The 15,235-nt window shown below is 64.2% G+C and carries 10 protein-coding genes and 1 pseudogene; 8 read left to right on the top strand and 3 right to left on the bottom strand.

All coding sequences use genetic code 11. The annotated features are described in order from the left end of the window. Positions 1–197 precede the first annotated feature (197 nt). Complete coding sequence (locus AC04SH_RS12155) at positions 198–1,541, bottom strand: aminotransferase-like domain-containing protein (RefSeq protein ID WP_488575178.1); 1,344 nt, start codon at positions 1,539–1,541, stop codon at positions 198–200. A 223-nt stretch (positions 1,542–1,764) separates the two neighbouring features. Here AC04SH_RS12155 and AC04SH_RS12150 point away from each other — a divergent pair, with 223 nt between their 5' ends. From AC04SH_RS12150 to AC04SH_RS12120, 7 genes are all read left to right on the top strand, one after another. Beyond that, positions 1,765–1,971: a DUF1127 domain-containing protein gene (locus tag AC04SH_RS12150; RefSeq protein WP_192252803.1), complete on the top strand. Its 207-nt coding sequence runs from the start codon at positions 1,765–1,767 to the stop codon at positions 1,969–1,971. Between the two features lie 42 nt (positions 1,972–2,013). After that, positions 2,014–2,916 carry a TSUP family transporter gene (locus AC04SH_RS12145; RefSeq protein ID WP_488575177.1) on the top strand — a complete coding sequence of 301 codons (903 nt, stop codon included), beginning with the start codon at positions 2,014–2,016 and terminating at the stop codon, positions 2,914–2,916. A gap of 360 nt (positions 2,917–3,276) precedes the next feature. After that, a complete protein-coding gene (locus AC04SH_RS12140; RefSeq protein WP_488575176.1) occupies positions 3,277–4,410 on the top strand; it encodes an efflux RND transporter periplasmic adaptor subunit in 1,134 nt (377 codons plus the stop codon). After that, positions 4,407–5,981, top strand: a complete 1,575-nt coding sequence (locus tag AC04SH_RS12135; RefSeq protein WP_488575175.1) for an FAD-dependent monooxygenase — start codon at positions 4,407–4,409, stop codon at positions 5,979–5,981. The genes AC04SH_RS12140 and AC04SH_RS12135 overlap by 4 nt, the downstream gene beginning before the upstream one ends. 113 nt (positions 5,982–6,094) lie before the next feature. Then, entirely contained in the window at positions 6,095–9,196 is a 3,102-nt protein-coding gene (locus AC04SH_RS12130) for an efflux RND transporter permease subunit (RefSeq protein WP_488575174.1), read from the top strand. Between the two features lie 74 nt (positions 9,197–9,270). After that, positions 9,271–9,684, top strand: coding sequence for a hypothetical protein (locus AC04SH_RS12125; RefSeq protein WP_488575173.1), 414 nt, complete (start codon positions 9,271–9,273; stop codon positions 9,682–9,684). A gap of 25 nt (positions 9,685–9,709) precedes the next feature. Continuing rightward, on the top strand, positions 9,710–10,042 hold the full coding sequence (locus tag AC04SH_RS12120) for a hypothetical protein (protein ID WP_488575172.1): 333 nt from the start codon (positions 9,710–9,712) through the stop codon (positions 10,040–10,042). Here AC04SH_RS12120 and AC04SH_RS12115 read toward each other — a convergent pair. Continuing rightward, positions 10,018–11,547 (bottom strand): winged helix-turn-helix domain-containing tetratricopeptide repeat protein, encoded by a 1,530-nt coding sequence (locus AC04SH_RS12115; RefSeq protein ID WP_488575171.1) that lies wholly within the window; start codon positions 11,545–11,547, stop codon positions 10,018–10,020. The genes AC04SH_RS12120 and AC04SH_RS12115 overlap by 25 nt on opposite strands. Positions 11,548–12,331: 784 nt before the next feature. Continuing rightward, entirely contained in the window at positions 12,332–12,571 is a 240-nt protein-coding gene (locus AC04SH_RS12110; RefSeq protein ID WP_488575170.1) for a YjiS-like domain-containing protein, read from the bottom strand. A gap of 171 nt (positions 12,572–12,742) precedes the next feature. Here AC04SH_RS12110 and AC04SH_RS12105 point away from each other — a divergent pair. Beyond that, a pseudogene (locus tag AC04SH_RS12105) lies at positions 12,743–14,736 on the top strand (BTAD domain-containing putative transcriptional regulator); the annotation flags it as partial. Positions 14,737–15,235: the final 499 nt, after the last annotated feature.

The raw sequence follows: 15,235 nt of genomic DNA, 5'->3' as shown, positions 1-15,235 counted from the left end.
TCTCACGGGGCATGCGCATGCGGCATTTCGATTCACACCTCTCTTTCCCCGGACAGCCGTGCTGCGATCGGGATGACTGAAATGGGGCCGTATGCGGACCTGCAGCTTTCTGACGCCCAAGAGGCGATAGCGGACGTTCAAATTGCGAGATCCGAGTTGCGGCCCGATCCAAAGCGGGCCCACTGCCTAGGTTCTACCTATTCCACGAAAGCAAAATCCTGCTCGCTCGCATGCAATATGCCGGCCAGCGTGCGCAGGGCCTCCTCGAGCCGCTCAATCGGCGGCGCGGCAAGCGCCAGCCGCACGGCGTTCGGTGCGTGTCCCGGAGTCACAGCGAAGGCACTGGACGGTGTGATCGCGATGCCGCGGCGCGCGGCGACGGCGACGAAGGCCTGTGAGCGCCAGTGTTCCGGCAGGCTGAGCCACAGATGATAGGCGCGCGGGTCGGCGTGCATCTCGAAGCCTGACAGGCAGTCGGCGGCGAGACGCTGGCGGCGCTTGGCATCCTCGCGCTTGGCTGCGACCAGCTCGCTGACAACGCCATCGGCGATCAGCCGCTGCGCGGCGTTGAAGGCGAAACCACCGGCGCCCCAGCCGCCCGAGCGTATCGAAGCCATGACGCTTTCCCTGAGTCGCGGCGGCGCGCTGACGAAGCCCAGCGTCAGCCCCGGCGCGACGCGCTTCGACAGGCTGTCCAGCACCACGCCATGGTCGGGCGCCAGCGCCGCCAGTGGCGCCTCGTCGGCGAGGAAGCCGTAGATCGCATCCTCGATTATGACGAGGTCCAGGGTCTCGGCGAGGCGGGCCAGCTCTTCCCGCCGGGTGGCTGGCATGGTGACGCCGAGCGGGTTGTGCAGGACCGGCTGCACGTAAAGCGCCGACAGCCGCCCCTCGCGATCCGCCTTCTCGACGGCATCCGGGCGCACCCCGTGCTCATCCATGGCCAGCGGCACCAGGATGACGCCGAGCCGCGCCGCAATGCCTTTGACCAGCGGATAGGTCACCGCCTCGACGCCGCAGCGCGCGCCGGTCGGAACCAGGGTGGCGATCGCCGTGGCAATTGCCTGGCGACCGCCGCCGGTGAAGGCGAGCCCATCGGCGCGCGGCGACCAGCCGCCTCGCGTGAGGAAACGGGCACTGAGCTCACGCGCCGCCGGCGTGCCGCCGCTGGCCGCCGGCCCCAGTGCCATCTGCAAGGTGTCGGCATCGGAAAGTCCGGCGAGGCTCTTCGCCATCAGCTGCGATTGCCCCGGCAGGATGGGGAAATTGAACTCCAGGTCGACACGGGCGTCGCCAGGATCAGTGGTCGCCGCGGCGCCGCGGCGCGATTGCCCCGAGACGTAGGTACCGCGACCAACCTCTCCGACGACGAGGCCGCGCTTCAGCAACTCGTTATAAACGCGGCTCGCGGTCGATGCGGCGATGCCGCGCTGATAGGCGAAGCTGCGCTGCGGTGGCAGCCGTTCGCCCGCTTTCAGACGGCCTTCCGCAATGTCCAGGGCGACGTCGTCCGCAAGCTTCAGATATTCGTTTACCGACATAATTGCACCGAGAGCAATGTTTCTATTGCACCGAGACAATTAGCATGCGATTTCCATAGTCGCAATACAAACATTGCACCGAGGTCGAGATAACTCGAAGCCAGATGCAGTGCAAAACCCCTGATGAACCGGCCGCGGCGGCGGCCAATGGGCGTCGTGCCGGCGGCACGCGCAACCCCCGCGCTCGTTCTGACGGCGGCGCCGATACCAAAGGAGAAAGGACATGACCCAGATCGTTCGGACCACCACCGCAAGGCACGCTCCGCTGCACCGGCTCGCGCAGTCGATAGGGTGCAGCCTCGGAGCAATTCGTCACGAGATGCGAGCGCGCAAGGCAATGCGCGCGCTTCGGGAACTCGACGATCACATGCTGACCGACATGGGCCTGGTGCGTAGCGAGATCGCCCTCGCCGTGCGCGAGGGCCGCTAATCAGACCAATTCCAAACCGCTTGAGGACCCTGCGAGGTCGCCATGATCACCCTCATCTTTGCCGCCGAGCTTGCCGCCGCCGTGCTCGCAACATCGTTCATTTCTGGCACCTTCGGCATGGCCGGCGGCATGATCCTCATCGCAGTGCTGATGGCGATCATGCCATTGACGGTGGCGATGGTGTTGCACGGCATCACCCAGCTCACCGCCAACAGCTGGCGGGCATGGCTCTGGTGGAGCGCGATCCGGTGGCGCATCGCAGCCTGCTATGCCGGAGGCGCGCTCACTGCCGCGTTGCTGCTTGCGGCAGTCGAACTGGTGCCGAGCAAGCCGGGCGCGCTGATCACGCTGGCGCTGCTCTCCTTTGCGGGGCTGTGCGTGCCGCGCACCATTGCGCCCGACATCCGCAAGAGCGTCCACGGTGTCTGCTGCGGCTTCCTCTGCACAGCGCTGCAGCTCACCGCCGGGGTTTCCGGGCCGGTCCTCGACGTCTTCTTCGTCCGCTCGGGTCTCGACCAGCGACAGACAGTGGCGACCAAGGCAGCCATCCAGGCGCTCGGGCACTTCCTCAAGGTCGTCTATTTCGGTCAACTGCTCGTGGCCGGAACCGACGTCCTGGCGCCCACGGCGGTGGCCCTGGCGATCACGCTGGCGGCCATCGGAACGCAGCTCTCTCGGCGCGCCCTCGATGCCATCAGCGACACGCATTTCATGCGTTGGAGCCGTTGGCTGATCGTTGCCACCGCCGCTACCTGCCTGATCCAGGGCATTGCCCAGCTTGGCGTCGATCTCGGGCCGCTCGCGACGCCGGCGCAAGCTCAGACCGGTCGCGACGACCAGACCGCAGCACCGGCGCCCTCTGGCGAACACCGGCCTCGGCCGCTCCAGACATCCGACCTCAATCCCCGCACCTGCGGCGCACGGAGCCTCACTCGGTCCGCCTGAAACAGCGCCGGGCACGACAAGAAGGACAACGGAAATGAACCTTGGAAAGCAATCGGGCCGACGGGCTGCCGCCTGGCTCGCCTTCAGGCAGCGGCAAAGCTGAGCTAAACGTCCGACGTGCGAAACAGCGCTAAGTTGGCAAATACTGCCCCGGAATGAAGCGAACTGCTTTTCGCTATAACATCAGAAAATTTTCAGAAACCGATCGGGATTTCGGCGACCAAAAAACCGATTGAGAACGTGCTGGTGAAACGAGCCGACCGACCGAACGTTTCAGGCAGGACGCGCCCTTCTCCAGCCAGGATCATTGCCGGCTGCCGCGCCGTCCTGGCGCTGGCTGCAACATGGACAGGAGACGAAATGACTGCCGTACCTCGTAACAGATTGAAGCGTGGCCTGCTTGGCGTATCGGTCGCGGCCCTGGCCTGCGCTGGCGCCGTCACCTGGCACGCCGGCCAGGGCGAGGCCGCCAACGCAAAGCCGGAGGCGCCCGAAGCGAAGCTGGTCAAGGCCGTGAGGGTCAAGCCGGCACCACAGGCCAATGAGCGCATCGCCATCGGCGAGATCCGCCCGCGTCGCGAAAGCGATCTCGGCTTTCGCATCTCCGGCAAGCTGGTGAAGCGCTTTGTGTCGGTCGGCCAGAGCGTCCGCAAGGGTGACATCCTCGCCCGTATCGACGACCAGGATTGCCGCAACCGCCTGCGCAGCGCCGAGGCCGATGTCGCGGCCGCACAGGCGGTGCTGGTCGAGGCCAGCGCCGGCGAGAGCCGCATCGGCGCGCTGCTGCGCAAAGGCTATGCGACGCGCGCCAATTACGATGCGACTTTGAAGAATTTGCGCTCGGCGCAGGCCAAGCTGGACTCTGCCAGGATCGGCCACGAGATGGCCAAGGATCAGCTCGCCTATACCGAACTGCATGCCGATTTCGACGGCGTGGTGACGGCGACCGGCGCCGAGGAAGGCCAGCTCGTCAATGTCGGACAGATGGTGACGCGCATTGCCGATCCGCAGGCTCGCGACGCCGTGTTCTCGATCGCTGAGGCGGTGTTCTCCGATGAACACAGGTCCGGACAGCCGCCGGAGATCACGGTCTCGCTGCTCAGCAAACCGGCGATTTCGACCACCGGCATCGTGCGCGAAATATCGCCGGTGGCCGATGCCGCGACCCGCACTTTTCAGGTCAAGGTCGCGCTGCAAAATCCACCTGATGAAATGCGCTTCGGCTCCAGCGTTGCCGGCCGCGTAAACGAGGCCGGTACGCCGGTCGTGGTGCTGCCGGGAAGCGCGCTGTTCGACAAGGATGGCGAGCCGGCGGTGTGGGTGGTGAGCGCCTCATCGGCCGTCGAGCTGAAGAGCGTCGTGATTGCCCGCTACGAGACCGATCGCGTCGTCGTCAGCGGCGGCCTATACGAAGGCGACATCGTCGTCACCGCCGGCGTCAACCGCTTGCGCGAGCATGAGAAAGTCCGCACTCTCCAGGGAGAAGCAAAATGAGCACGGCTCAAACAAAGGTCCTCATTGCCGGCGCCGGCCCCACCGGCCTGACGCTTGCGCTTTGGCTTACCCGTCTCGGCATTCCGGTCCGCCTCGTCGACAAGGATGCCGGCCCCGGCGAGACCTCGCGCGCGCTCGCCGTCCAGGCCCGCACGCTGGAATTCCATCGCCAGATCGGCATCGTCGATGACATGATCGCCGCAGGCGTGAAGATCGAACAGCTTACCGTGCACACGCCAGCCGGCGTTGCCGCAAAATTGCCGCTGGCCGATTTCGGCCGCGGCATCAGCCCTTACCCGTTCGCCTTCGCGCTGCCGCAGGACATCCACGAGCGCATCCTGATCGTGCATCTGGAGCGCGCCGGCGTCCAGGTCGAGCGCAACACCGAGCTTGTTGGCTTCGAGGACAAGGGCAATTCGGTCATCGCCACCTTGCGCAAGAACGGCGCGGATGAAACGGTCAGCGCCGCCTATCTCGCGGGCTGTGACGGCGCCCGCAGCGCGGTGCGCCATGGGCTCGGCATCGGCTTTCCCGGCGGCACTTACGAACAGGCCTTCTACGTCGCCGATGTCGATGGGCGCGGCGACGTCACCCGCAACGGCATGGACACCGTCATCAGCGCCTATGGGTTTGCGATCGTCATGCCGGTGCGGCAGTCAGGCTCGCTCCGCCTGATCGGCATCGTGCCGAAGGCGCATGAGGCCGACGAGGAGATCACCTTCGAGGCGATCCGCGCCGACATCGAGCGCGACACCGGCGTGACGATCGACAAGGTCAACTGGTTCTCGACCTACCGTGTCCACCACCGCGTCGCCGACCGCTTCCGCGTCGGCCGCGTCTTCCTCGCCGGCGATGCGGGACACATCCACAGTCCGGCCGGCGGCCAGGGCATGAACACCGGCATGGGCGATGCGGTCAACCTCGCCTGGAAACTCGCCGCCGTGGTGCAGGGCCGTGCCGATCCGCGCCTGCTCGACAGCTACGAGCCGGAGCGCATTGCCTTTGCCCGCAGGCTGATCCACAGCACCGACCAGGCGTTTCGGGTCGCCACCAGCGGCTCGCGGCTGGTCGGCCTGTTCCGCCGCTATCTGATGCCGAAGATCCTGCGCTTGGGCCTCGGGACGACATTTGGATCGCGCAGGTTTTTCGGACTGATTTCACAGACCCGCATTCAATACCGCGAAAGCGCGATCAGCAGCGGCAAGGCCGGCACGATCGAGGGCGGCGACCGCCTGCCTTATGTCCCGGCGGCGAACGGCGACAATTTCGAACCGCTGCGCTCGCTCGACTGGCAGGTGCATGTCTATGGCGAGGTCAATGGGGAATTTCGGGCGATGCTCGCCTCGACCGGTATTCCCGTCCATGTCTTCGCCTGGTCGGACATTGCGGAAGCCGCCGGCCTGCAGCGCGACGGCGCCTATCTGGTGAGACCGGACGGCCATGTCGCGCTGGCCTCGCCCGTCCAGGAGGCGGCGGCCTTCCAGCGCTATCTCGCCGGACTGGCGATCAAGCCGAGGCTCGCCGAGCGCGCGCCCTATCGTATCACGGGCACCATGCACAGCCTGGCCTGATTGCTAGCGCCGGCCGAAACGGCCGGCGCTGACCAAAAATACGAAACCCGAAACGTCAGCCGGCGCAGCCCGGCCGCGCGGGAAAGCGCGCGCCTAGAAACAGGAGTTGCATCATGACCAGCTTCAACCTTTCCGAATGGGCGCTGCGCCACAAGAGTTTCGTCATCTATCTGATGGTGGCAGCCGCCCTTGCCGGCCTCTTCGCCTATAGCGGCCTCGGCCGCGAGGAAGACCCGCCCTTCACCATCAAGACCATGGTGGTGAAGACGATGTGGCCCGGCGCCCCGACCAGCGACACGGTCAAGCAGATCACCGACCGCATCGAGAAGAAGCTCGAGGAGCTTCCCAAGCTCGATTACGTCAAGAGCTACACCAAGCCTGGCGAGTCCGTGGTCTTCGTCAACCTGAAGGACACGGTCGCCGCCGACGAGGTGCAGCCGCTCTGGTACCAGGTGCGCAAGAAGCTCGACGACATCAAGCCGATGATGCCGTCCGGCGTCCAGGGTCCGTTCTACAATGACGAGTTCGGCGATACCTATTCGCTGATCTATGCGCTCACCGCCGACGGCATCAGCCATCGCGAGCTGAAAGATCTCGGCACCAGCCTGCGCGCCGGTCTGTTGACCGTGCCCGACGTCGCCAAGGTCGAGCTGATCGGCCAGCAGGACGAGAAGATCTATCTCGAATTCTCGACGCAGAAAGTTGCAGCCTTCGGCCTCGATGTCGGCGCGCTGACGCAGGCGCTGCAGGCGCAGAATGCGCTGGCGCCGAGCGGAACGGTCGACGCCGGTCCCGAGCGCATCGCCATCCGGGTGTCGGGCAGCTTCACCTCCGAGGAGAGCCTGAAGGCCATCAACTTCTATGCCAATGGCCACTATTTCCGGCTGGGCGACGTCGCCGAGGTCAAGCGTGCCTACTCGGATCCGCCGCACCCGATGTTCCGCTTCAACGGCAAGCCGGCGCTTGGCATCGCGGTCTCGATGACCGCCGGCGGCGACGCGCTGGCGCTGGGCGAAAACGTCAAGGAGAAAATGCATGAGATGTCGGCCGAGCTGCCGCTCGGCGTCGAAGTTGGCCTGGTCGCCGACCAGTCGCAAGTGGTTGAGGAATCCGTCGGCGAGTTCACCAAAAGCCTCGGCGAGGCCGTCGCCATCGTGCTCGCGGTCTCGTTCCTGGCGCTGGGCTGGCGTCCCGGCATCGTGGTCGCCGTCGCCATCCCGCTGGTGCTCGCCATCACTTTCGTCACCATGGCCTATTTCGGCATCTCGCTGCAGCGCATCTCGCTCGGCGCGCTGATCATCGCGCTCGGCCTGCTGGTCGACGACGCCATGATCGCTGTCGAGATGATGATCTCACGCATGGAGGAAGGCTACGACAAGATTTCGGCCGCGACCTATGCCTACACCTCGACCGCCTTCCCGATGCTGACGGGAACGCTGGTGACGATCGCCGGCTTCGTGCCGGTCGCCTTCGCCAAGAGTGGTGCCGGCGAATACTGCTTTTCGCTGTTTGCGGTCGTCGCCATCGCGCTGGTCGTCTCGTGGATCGTGGCGGTGCTGTTCACGCCGCTCACCGGCGTGGCGCTGCTGCCGGATCGCATCATGGGCCATGACAGCCACCAGCCTTCGCGCATTGCGCGCAGCTTCCAGCCGCTGCTCGAAGCGGCGATGCGGGCGAAGTGGCTGGTGCTGTCGGCAACGGCTGGGCTGTTCGCACTCTCGGTCGTGGCGATGGGCTTTGTTGGCCACGAGTTCTTCCCGAAGTCCGACCGGCCGGAAGTCATGGTCGACCTCACTTTGCCGCAGACGGCGTCGATCAAGGCGACGGATGAAGTGGTTGCGCGTGTCGAAAAACTGCTCGCGGCCGATCCTGATATCGACCATTGGAGCTTCTATGTCGGCCAGGGCGCGGTGCGCTTTTATCTGCCGCTCGATGCCCAGCTTTCGAACGACTTCTTTGCCCAGGCCGTGGTGGTCACCAAGGGCCACGCCGTGCGCCAGGCGGTGATCGACCGGCTGGAGAAGGAGCTGTCCGACGGCTTCGACAATGTGATGGCCCGCGTCATGCCGCTGGAGCTTGGCCCCCCGGTCGGCTGGCCGCTAAAATTCCGCGTCAGCGGTCCGGATGCGGACCAGACACGCAGCCTGGCGCAGCAGTTTGCGCAGGTGCTGGGTAGCGATGCCGCCGTGCGCAACATCAACTACGACTGGAATGAACCGGCCAAGGTCATCAAAGTCGAAGTCGACCAGGATCGGGCGCGGGCGCTGGGCATCTCTTCGCAGCAGCTGTCGGAGACCATCAACGCGGTGCTGTCGGGCTCGAAGATCACGCAGATGCGCGACGACACCTATCTCGTCGACATCGTCGCCCGCGCCGTCCAGTCGGAACGCGCCGACATCGACACGCTGCGCACGCTGACGATCAGCGCCTCCGGCGGCCGCCGCGTGCCGCTCGATCAGGTGGCTGTTCTGAGCTACCGGACCGAGCCACCGCTGATCTGGCGCCGCGGCCGGCTGCCGACGGTGACGGTCCAGGCCGACATCGTGCCGGGCACTGACGCCGCCTCCGTCACCAAGAAGCTTGGCGGCGCAATCGCTGCCTTCAAGGCGGAGCTGCCGGCGCGCTACAGCGTCGAACAGGGCGGCGTGATCGAGGACAGCGCCAAGGCGCAGGCCAGCATCTTCGTGGTCTTCCCGCTGATGCTGTTCATCATGACGACGGTGCTGATGGTGCAGCTGATGAGCTTCCAGCGCCTGGTGCTGGTGCTGCTCACCGCCCCGCTGGCCCTGATCGGCGTCGCTGGTGCGCTGCTGATGTCGGGCGCCCCGATGGGCTTCGTCGCGATCCTGGGCGTGATGTCGCTGATCGGCATGGTGATCCGCAACTCGGTCATCCTGATCGCGCAGATCGACCAGCACATCGCCGCCGGCGAGGAGCCGTGGGCGGCGGTGATCAGCGCCACCACGCACCGGTTACGGCCCATCCTGCTCACTGCGGCCGCCGCCATCCTCGGCATGATCCCGATCGCGCCGACCGTGTTCTGGGGGCCGATGGCCTATGCGGTGATGGGCGGCCTGATGGTGGCGACCGCGCTGACGCTGATCTTCCTGCCGACGCTCTACGTCGCCTGGTTCCGCATCAAGGCCCCGGCTCAAACCCGGCAACCGGCGGAAGCCATTGAGGTGTCTGCCGAGCCGCAGGCCATTGCCGCCTGAGCCGCAACGCATCCTGACAAGCCACGGCGGAAACGCCGCCGTGGCGACCCCACTCAACCGAAAGGAAATCGACCATGGACCCCTTCTTTGGAAAGATTCTCGTGCGCTTCAACGCCGGCTTTCTGATCCTGGCATCAGTCGGCGGGCTCGCCACCGACATTGCCGGCTCGTTCTTCGGCACCGGTGCTGAAGCCGTCCTGCTTGGCAATGCGCCGGGCACCGGCATCGGCTTCATCGAGGCGCACGGCCTGGCCCTGATCATCGGCGTGACGCTCTGGCGCATCGCCTACTCCCGCACATGGCATGCCTTCCTGGCTGCCATGCACCTGCTGCTTGGGACCGCAAACCTCGCGTTCTGGCAGTTCTTCATCGCCGCCGACATGCTGACCGTCGGCTATGCGACAACCACGGCGCACTTCCTGTTCGTGGTTGCACACCTGGCGGCATTGGCGGGCTCGGCCCGGCTTGCCGCTTCATCCTCCCACTAGACTTTCAACATCTGGAGAAACGAAAATGTCTATGAATTCCCTAAGGAAAATCCGCTCGCTCGCTGCCGTTCTGGCCATAACATTCAGCGCCCTCGAGACCGTCGGCGCCGCCGTGCCAGCACTCGCGCTGGTCGGCGAGGCGCAGGCCCGTGTCGGTGCGCCGTGGACACCGCGCAGCGCCGCCGGCGTTGCCCGCCGCACCACCGCATGGCGCGTGCTGCGCCACACCACGGCCTGGGTCGCCACGCTGCCTGCAGGCTGCGTGCGCACCAAGGTCAACGGCTTCGACGTCTGGCGTTGCGGCGGCACCTATTACCGGGCCTATCAGGGCCGCTACATCGTCGTGGTCGTCGATTGACCCGGCTCGATCTCGCCGAGGGCAAGTCTGACGCCTTCGGCGAGATGCTCCGCATCCGCCTTGTTCTCGAACGGCACGCCGCGCAGTGCATAGTCGATCGGCGAAAACGGATCGCCCTCCTCGATCAGGGCGATCTGCCGCCGCGCCTTCTCCATCTCGCCCAGCTGGGCATAGCAGGCAGCCAGCCTGGTGCGGATCCAGGGCGCCGGGCGCGTTGCTAGTTCCAAGGCATCCGCCGCTTGCCGGTATTCCCCCATCATGTAGAGCGCCAGCGCGCGATCGAACTGGTACCAATGCGGGTGCAGGGGATCGATGCGAATGCCGCGCGCCAGCCAGGTCAGCGCCTCGAGCGGCCGGCCGCGCATGGTGAGCAGCATGCCCATTTGCTCGATGCTATCGGCATCATAGGGGTTGAGCTGCAGCGCGATGCGCATGTGCTGCTCGGCGGCTTCATGCTCGCGCATATAGAGCCGTATCAGTGATTGCACCCGATGCCCGGTCGGCTGGTCCGGAGATAGGGCCATGCCCTTGTCGGCGAGATCGCGCGCATTTTGCAGCACCGCATCGCTGGCGCGGCCGAACTCTCCATCCAAGGCCCGCACCAGAGCGAGATAGGTGTAGGCAAGGCCGTAGCCTGGATCCTTGGCGATCGCCGCCTCGAACAGGATTTCGGCGCTGCGTTGGTCGGTCTGGGCCGGATCGCGCAACATCGCAAAACCGCGCAATAGAAGCTCATAGGCCGCAAGGCTGGTCACCGGCTTGCGCGAGGCCTGTTCGAGACCGGCATTGGTGACGCGCGTGACCAGGCGGCTGACAATCTGCTCGACGATTTCGCGCTCGATGGCGAACAAGCCATCGCCCTGCGACTGGAACCGGTCGCCCCAGAGTTGGCGGGCGGTGGCGATGTCGACGAGGCTGACGGCCACGACGACATGCTCGCCCTGGCGGCGCAGCGACCCTTCCACCAGATAATCTGCGCCGATGCGGGCGCGGATTTGCGACCATTCGGAACGGCCGAAAGAAGCGAAGGAAAAGCTGGAGTTCCGCGCAAGCACGGTAACCGTGCCGAAGCGCGCGACGCCGTTGATGAGGTCCTCGGCAAAGCCATCGACCATAGCCTCGTCGGCCGGATCGCCGCTTTCGTTGCGGAAGCGCACAACGGCCACCACCGGCTGCGCGCCGATCTCGGGCGCGGTCTGCGCCTCTGCGGCAAGCATATAGCCGCGCTTGGAAACGGTGCGCACCATGTCATCGCCCAGCACCTTGCGGATTTCACGCACCGACTGGGTGAGCGAATCCTCGGTGACGTAGACGCTTGGCCAGACGACGTCCATCAGCTCTGCTTTCGGAACCACGCGGCCCATGTTGCGGGCAAGGTGCGAAAGCAGCGCATAGGCTTTCGGGCGCAGGAACAGCGGCTCGTTGACGCCGCGCAGCGTCCCCATCGACAGGTCCAGGGTGAACCCGCCGAAACGGAAAATCTGGTCGGCAATCGCCGTCGTCATAGGGACACCTCCCCGGACACCCGCGTATCAGACCGCATCGATCCCACATCGATACGGCACAAACGAACCGCATTATTGCCCAGTGCGCAATTTCGATCAAACTGCGGTTGGTGCTGGTCATCAGTAGGCTGACCCTTGATAGCCCGCCGCGTCAGAATGGTGATATCCCCAACGTTAGGAACCTATCGCGCTTTCCAAGATAAACCGCAGCTAGTGGCGCCGCCCGATTAAGGCCTGTTGAGATTCATCGCGAGTTTATGACGGCGGCGGCAAGATGGATGATGGCGTTGAAGCTCTGGTCGGTTTTGTCGGCCTGCCCCAGTCAACGGCACCACCTTTCCAGAAGCGGATCACAAGCGATTGATAAATAACATGTATCTGGTCATGGTGGTTTGATGCACAACGAACCCGCTCGATACCCGTCAGGCGTGCTGGATCACGCCGTGTCGCGCTCAAACTAAAATCGCTTTGAAAATGCGTGACTTAAGCATTTCTGTTCGCCGTCAAACTGGGCGCGCGACGGGTCGATAGAAAGCAAAATTAGCCAGTTGTCCCGTGAGGTCGTGATTTGGGAGAACGAGTCCTTCCCTGCCCCACAATGCAAAGCCGATTTCACGCCCCTGCCTGTAATCGGGACGACTGAAATGGCCGAAAGCTGACTGGCAGCTTCTGGCCTCAGATCGTCAACAGCGGACTTTTCAGTCAGCCGAGTATCGTCGTGACGTAACCCTAAGTGAAAGTTCGAGACCGAGCGCCCTTGACGCTAGGCGTCGGATCTTTTCCGCTAACGCATTGAGATCAGGTTGGTGACAAGGCCGGCTTTGACAACCAGCTCGGGCCGAGAAGGCTGAGGAAGGCCGACGTCCCGCAACTGGTCGGCAGTCAAACCGGCCAATGCGCTGCGTGTAGCCGTTGCGCGCTGCCACCTTCTGACAGCCGCGATCGTCGTTGCCATGCCGGTAAATGCGGACAATAGAGCGCGCTTTTTCGGCGCGCGATCATCGAGGTGCGTTGTCTCAGCCATTGTTCGTCTCCGCTTTCTGGATCACCTCCCGAGCTTCCCACCATGGCGCTTGGCCGCTGTTGGGCTGCCCGCTAACAAGACGGAAAAACCAGGCGATTTGCCGCTAAATCTCCGCTAAATCGGACGGCGGACTTGCTATTTTGCAGCTCAGGTCGAACTCTGGCGACGATGGTGCGCATCCGGTTGTTCGGCGGCATTGAAGTCATATCCCCAGGGGGCCAGGCCGTGCGCTTCGCCACCCGCAAGGCTGCGCTGCTTTTGGCAGCCCTGGTTCTGGCCGGCCGTCGCGGCCTGCGGCGGGAGCAGATCTCCGAAGCGTTGTGGCCGGGCCGCGACAATCTTCAGGCGCGCAACAGCTTGCGGCAGGCACTTGTCGACATAAGGCGTTCCTTTCCGAACGACGGCAGCGCCGACATCCGCATCGAGGGAGATCAGGAGACCGTCGCGCTCGTCGTCGCTCCGGATCATGCGGACGTCTCGCTCTTCGATCTGAAGCTTGAGGCCAGCCAGGCCGCCGATCTTGCCATTGCTGCGGATCTCTATCGCGGTGAATTGCTTGCGGGCGAGGCCATCCCGGATGGGCTGGACGAGTGGTTTGGGCCATATCAAAGCAGCTACCAGCGCAAGGCGTTGCAACTGGTGGAGCAACTCAGTCTTGCACAGGCTGTACCCGGCTCGGCGGAAGAGGCAGCTTGCGAGAGGCTCGCGGAGAGGCTGCTCGCTTCAGACCCTGCCGCGGAAGCCGCCCATCGGGCGTTGATACGCATCCACGCTCGCCGGGGGCACGAGAACCTGGCCTTGCGCCAGTTCGAGCTGTGCCGGACTGCCTTGAGAAAGCAGCTCGGCGTGGAACCGGAAGGGCAGACCAACTCCCTAGCCGCTGCTCTGCGATTGCGCGAAGAAGCCGAACATCTTAACGCTCCGGTCTCCGAGATCACGTCGCAGCAGGTGGCAATCCCGGCTCCGATGAAACAAGACGACCGCCCGTCGGTCGCGGTGCTGCCATTTCAGAATTTGAGCGGCGATGCCGAGCAGGAATATTTTGCCGACGGCATCGTGGAAGATATCGTCACCGCCCTCGCTCGCTTCCGCCACCTGTTCGTCATCGCCCGAAATTCGAGCTTCACTTACAAGGGGCGGGCCGTCGACACGAAGCAGGTTGGACGTGAGTTGTCGTCGAAGGAAGCGTGCGCCGGGCTGGTGAGCGTCTGCGTATCAGTGCGCAACTGATCGACGCCTCGACAGGCGCTAATCTATGGGCGGATCGTTTTGACGGACCGCTGGCCGATGTCTTCGATCTGCAGGACCAGGTCGCATCGAGCATCGTTGGCGCCATTACGCCGAAGGTGGAGGAGGCGGAGATCGAGCGTGCCAAGAGCAAGCCGACCGAGAGCCTCGACGCCTATGACTATTATCTCCGCGGTCTGGCGGTCTTTGACCGAACGGCCACCAGCAGGGCGGCCATAGACGAGGCTTTACAGCTTTTCATGCAGGCGATCGCTCATGACCCGGAGTTCGCCATAGCCTATGCGAGGGCTGCACGATGTTATGTCACCCGAAAGAGCAACGGCTGGATGGTCGATCGCGCAAAAGAGGTTACCGAAGCCATGCGACTGGCCAGGAAGGCAGTCGAGCTCGGGCGGGATGACGCGATCGCGCTGTCGTTCGGTGGATATGTGCTGGGCTACATTGGTGGAGAGCTCGAGGACTGTGCTGCCTGTATCGACCGGGCCCTTGTCCTCAACGCGAATCTGGCTGTGGCGTGGGGCTACAGCAGTTGGGCGAAGGCCTGTCTGGGCGAACCGGATGAGGCCGTCGAGCACGCAGCGCTTGCCATGCGTCTCAGCCCGTTGGACCCGCGTCTGTTCGCATGGCAGTTTTGCACTGCGCTGGCACATTTCTGCGGCGGCCGCTACGACAGCGCGGTCTCGTGGGCAAGAATGTCCTTGCTCTCCCAGCCCAACTACGCGAGCGCGATGCGCGTCATTGCGGCCAGTCATGCCCTTGCGGGACGACTAGGGAAAGCACAGGAAATGGTCGCCCACCTGCGCGTCCTCAATCCCACCCTCCGGCTTTCGAACCTCGCCGACGTGCTGCCGCCGTTCCGTCGAGCGGATGACCGCGATCGGTATATCGAGGGCCTCAGGAAAGCCGGGCTGCCAGAGTCACTTGTCCGCGAAATCGGGCTAGCGATCATTGCCCGAGGTCGAATCCGGATCAGGAGCGGCTGTCGAAGCAGCGCCAGCCTCATCGCCCACTTCTTCAACAATCGGCGCAACCGCGACTTCCAGAGTGGTCGCCAGCTATGTCCGCTTCCAGGAGGTGGCAAAGCTGACCTTAACGGCCGAAACCTGCCTGAGGCGCAAAGCTGCCGTTCACATCGTGGATAGCTTTCGGGTCAGACTCTCCCGTTCCCTACCGGTCCTTGCAGCACCGAGACAGGCCCATCACGCCCGACACTGTAGAAAATATCGCATGGTCTCCGAGCGGGGGGGAAAGGCGGTAGCGCTCTCCCGCTCCAGTCTACCTTTAAGCTATTGAAATCATAACAAAAACGCGGATTTATGGTAGCGCCCTGTCCGAAAAATCTTCAATGATTTCAAGGCCGAGCCTGCTACCTTACGGTTCCAACGAACGTCGCAGATACGCCAGAAGCGATCATCG

Source organism: Mesorhizobium sp. CNPSo 4688 (genome assembly GCF_057784295.1).
This window is presented reverse-complemented; position numbering and strand designations above follow the sequence as displayed.

Excerpts from the sequence above, each read along its gene's own strand:
- AC04SH_RS12155 (WP_488575178.1), bottom strand. The coding sequence starts at position 1,541 with ATGTCGGTAAACGAATATCTGAAGCTTGCGGACGACGTCGCCCTGGAC.
- AC04SH_RS12150 (WP_192252803.1), top strand. The coding sequence starts at position 1,765 with ATGACCCAGATCGTTCGGACCACCACCGCAAGGCACGCTCCGCTGCAC.
- AC04SH_RS12145 (WP_488575177.1), top strand. The coding sequence starts at position 2,014 with ATGATCACCCTCATCTTTGCCGCCGAGCTTGCCGCCGCCGTGCTCGCA.
- AC04SH_RS12140 (WP_488575176.1), top strand. The coding sequence starts at position 3,277 with ATGACTGCCGTACCTCGTAACAGATTGAAGCGTGGCCTGCTTGGCGTA.
- AC04SH_RS12135 (WP_488575175.1), top strand. The coding sequence starts at position 4,407 with ATGAGCACGGCTCAAACAAAGGTCCTCATTGCCGGCGCCGGCCCCACC.
- AC04SH_RS12130 (WP_488575174.1), top strand. The coding sequence starts at position 6,095 with ATGACCAGCTTCAACCTTTCCGAATGGGCGCTGCGCCACAAGAGTTTC.
- AC04SH_RS12125 (WP_488575173.1), top strand. The coding sequence starts at position 9,271 with ATGGACCCCTTCTTTGGAAAGATTCTCGTGCGCTTCAACGCCGGCTTT.
- AC04SH_RS12120 (WP_488575172.1), top strand. The coding sequence starts at position 9,710 with ATGTCTATGAATTCCCTAAGGAAAATCCGCTCGCTCGCTGCCGTTCTG.
- AC04SH_RS12115 (WP_488575171.1), bottom strand. The coding sequence starts at position 11,547 with ATGACGACGGCGATTGCCGACCAGATTTTCCGTTTCGGCGGGTTCACC.
- AC04SH_RS12110 (WP_488575170.1), bottom strand. The coding sequence starts at position 12,571 with ATGGCTGAGACAACGCACCTCGATGATCGCGCGCCGAAAAAGCGCGCT.